Origin of the sequence: Nitrosomonas sp., from assembly GCF_024282095.1 — a bacterium.
GTDB lineage: Bacteria > Pseudomonadota > Gammaproteobacteria > Burkholderiales > Nitrosomonadaceae > Nitrosomonas.
Genome location: NZ_JAMWZS010000079.1, coordinates 1 through 2,550 on the forward strand (window position 1 = coordinate 1; position 2,550 = coordinate 2,550).

6 protein-coding genes are annotated in these 2,550 nt (G+C 41.5%); all 6 read left to right on the forward strand.

The features are described from left to right. The first annotated feature begins 84 nt into the window (after positions 1-84). Positions 85-474, forward strand: a complete 390-nt coding sequence (gene hisI, locus Q0K92_RS12955) for a phosphoribosyl-AMP cyclohydrolase (RefSeq protein WP_297326209.1) — start codon at positions 85-87, stop codon at positions 472-474. Next, positions 471-797: a phosphoribosyl-ATP diphosphatase gene (locus tag Q0K92_RS12960; protein ID WP_297326210.1), complete on the forward strand. Its 327-nt coding sequence runs from the start codon at positions 471-473 to the stop codon at positions 795-797. The genes hisI and Q0K92_RS12960 overlap by 4 nt, the downstream gene beginning before the upstream one ends. A gap of 3 nt (positions 798-800) precedes the next feature. Next, positions 801-1,151, forward strand: a complete 351-nt coding sequence (locus tag Q0K92_RS12965) for a histidine triad nucleotide-binding protein (RefSeq protein ID WP_297326211.1) — start codon at positions 801-803, stop codon at positions 1,149-1,151. Between the two features lie 31 nt (positions 1,152-1,182). Further along, entirely contained in the window at positions 1,183-1,557 is a 375-nt protein-coding gene (gene tatA / locus Q0K92_RS12970) for a Sec-independent protein translocase subunit TatA (RefSeq protein WP_297326212.1), read from the forward strand. Positions 1,558-1,645: 88 nt separating this feature from the next. Continuing rightward, positions 1,646-2,041 carry a Sec-independent protein translocase protein TatB gene (gene tatB, locus Q0K92_RS12975; RefSeq protein ID WP_297326213.1) on the forward strand — a complete coding sequence of 132 codons (396 nt, stop codon included), beginning with the start codon at positions 1,646-1,648 and terminating at the stop codon, positions 2,039-2,041. A gap of 71 nt (positions 2,042-2,112) precedes the next feature. Further along, the coding region (tatC, locus tag Q0K92_RS12980) for a twin-arginine translocase subunit TatC (protein ID WP_297326214.1) at positions 2,113-2,550 on the forward strand (438 nt) is incomplete at its 3' end.

Consider the following 2,550-nt stretch of genomic DNA (forward strand, 5'->3'; position numbering starts at 1 on the left):
AGATTGTAGTGCTAGAGTTACCAAGTGAGATTGTAGTGCTAGAGTTACCAACATTGTTTATTTCTAGGAAGCATTAACATATTGATGCCTGATAATTGGCTTAGCAAAATCAACTGGACTGAAGATGGATTAGTCCCCGCCATTGCTCAAGAAGCTGACAGTGGTAAAATTCTTATGGTTGCCTGGATGAATCGAGAAGCGCTAAGATTAACTGTAGAAAAACGTGAAGCGGTCTACTGGTCGCGTTCGCGTAAAAAACTCTGGCATAAAGGTGAGGAATCTGGGCATACTCAAAAAATAAAGGATATTTATCTTGATTGCGATGAAGATGTATTGCTTCTCATTGTTGAGCAAATTGGCGGCATCGCTTGCCATACCGGACGGCATAATTGTTTCTTTCAGAAACTTGAGAATAATGAATGGGTTATTGCTGCTCCCGTTATTAAAGATCCAGATGAAATCTACCATAAATGACTGATCTAACTATCCTGCGCCGTTTGGCGCAAACCATTGAAGAACGCAAGCAAGCAGATGCGAATAGCTCATATGTAGCCAAGCTCCTTCATGGCGGACAAGACAAAATACTAAAAAAAATTGCGGAAGAATCTGCTGAGACGCTGATGGCCTCTAAAGATGGCAATACCAATCAAGTAATCTACGAAACAGCCGATCTATGGTTCCACTGTTTAATATTACTCGCCTATCATGGATTAACTCCTGACGATGTTTTGAATGAATTGGAAAGGCGCGAAGGCGTTTCTGGCATAGAAGAAAAAGCATCGAGGACAAAAGACTAAAGCATGGATAATTGTATATTTTGTAAAATAGCAAGACGAGAGATCCCCTCCAATAAAATCTACGAGGATGAAGAAATTCTTGCTTTTAATGACATCAATCCGGCTGCACCTATCCATTTCTTACTGATACCCAAGCTGCATATCGATTCATTATCTGCAACTGAGGATAATCATCAGGATTTGCTGGGTAAGATGTTATTATTAGCTCCCAAATTGGCAAAAGAACAAGGTTGCGAAGATGGTTTTCGCACAATTATCAATACCGGACGTGTAGGTGGGCAAGAGATATTTCATTTACATTTCCATATCATCGGAGGCAGGGAACGTTTGCCGGTAATGATTCATCACGGCTAAGCAGTACTGTCCCATTTAAAAGGAGAAAGCGATGGGTACCTTCAGTATTTGGCATTGGATAATCGTATTGGCAATAGTTGTCCTGGTATTTGGAACTAAGAAATTACGCAATCTGGGCGGTGACTTGGGCAGTGCTCTAAAAGGTTTCAAAGAGGGTATGAAAGAACAGGATACTGATCCTTCGCCATTCCAATCGTCGCATGTCAATGATCAAATTCTAGAAGTCGAAGCTAGAAAAGAAACTTCAGCACATACTGTACATAAGGAAAGTACAAAAGAAGAACAACGCACATCGGTAGGTCCTTCTTCCTCACCTATGCAATCGAACAAGGCATCAGTCGAACACAGCACAAATCATCCAGTAACCGATACTGAAATCAAGGAAAAGTCGCAAGCGAAGATTTAGCCGCTGCGTTAATTTCCGGAATAAAATACGACTCTACTTAAGATTTAAGTAATCATTTCATTCATAAAGCTTCAACCAATGGAATCGTATGTTTGATATCAGTTTTATGGAATTACTGGTCATTTCGATGGTTGCACTCATCGTGATCGGACCTGAGCGATTACCGACTGTGGCTCGTACGCTGGGGCACTTATATGGACGTTGCCGCAACTTCGTTTATCGTGTCAGAACCGATATCCATAATGAAATGCGCATGGAAGAATTGAAAAAAATGCAGTCCTCGGTAGAAGAAACCGCTGATTCAATTGAAAACTCTGTAAAGCAAAGCATTGATCAATTGAAAACAACCGTTAACGATGTCAAAGCTGAAGAAAAACTATCTACCTATTCATCTATTGCATCATCGCCCCATGCTGACTCACAACAACCGACCTCAAATATTAACGATTCATCTCACAACACTCTTGATAAGGAAAGAAAATAGCTACCCGATGATCACCCGATTTGATGAATCATTGATACTCATTCAATTTAACCCATTTTAGAAAAATCATCATGCTTGAGGGTTCATTCTTATCGCATTTAGTAGAACTACGCACCAGGCTGATACGTGCACTTGGCGGACTCATGCTCGGCTTTCTTCCTTGTGCTTTTTACGCGCGGGAACTCTACACTTTACTTGCACAACCCTTGTTGGAGAAACTGCCACAAGGCGGTCAAATGATCGCTACAGATGTGGCCACTCCATTTTTCGTACCCATGAAAGTCGCCATGATGATGGCTTTTGTGATTACTTTACCGCATACTCTCTATCAAATATGGGCTTTTGTTGCACCCGGACTCTATTCTCATGAAAAACGTCTGGCGCTGCCTTTGGTGTTTGGCAGCAGCTTTTTATTCTTTTGCGGAATGGCTTTCGCTTACTTTGCCGCACTTCCCCTGGTCTTTGAGTTTATTACCTATTTTGCACCGGAAGGTGTAGCCGTAATGACT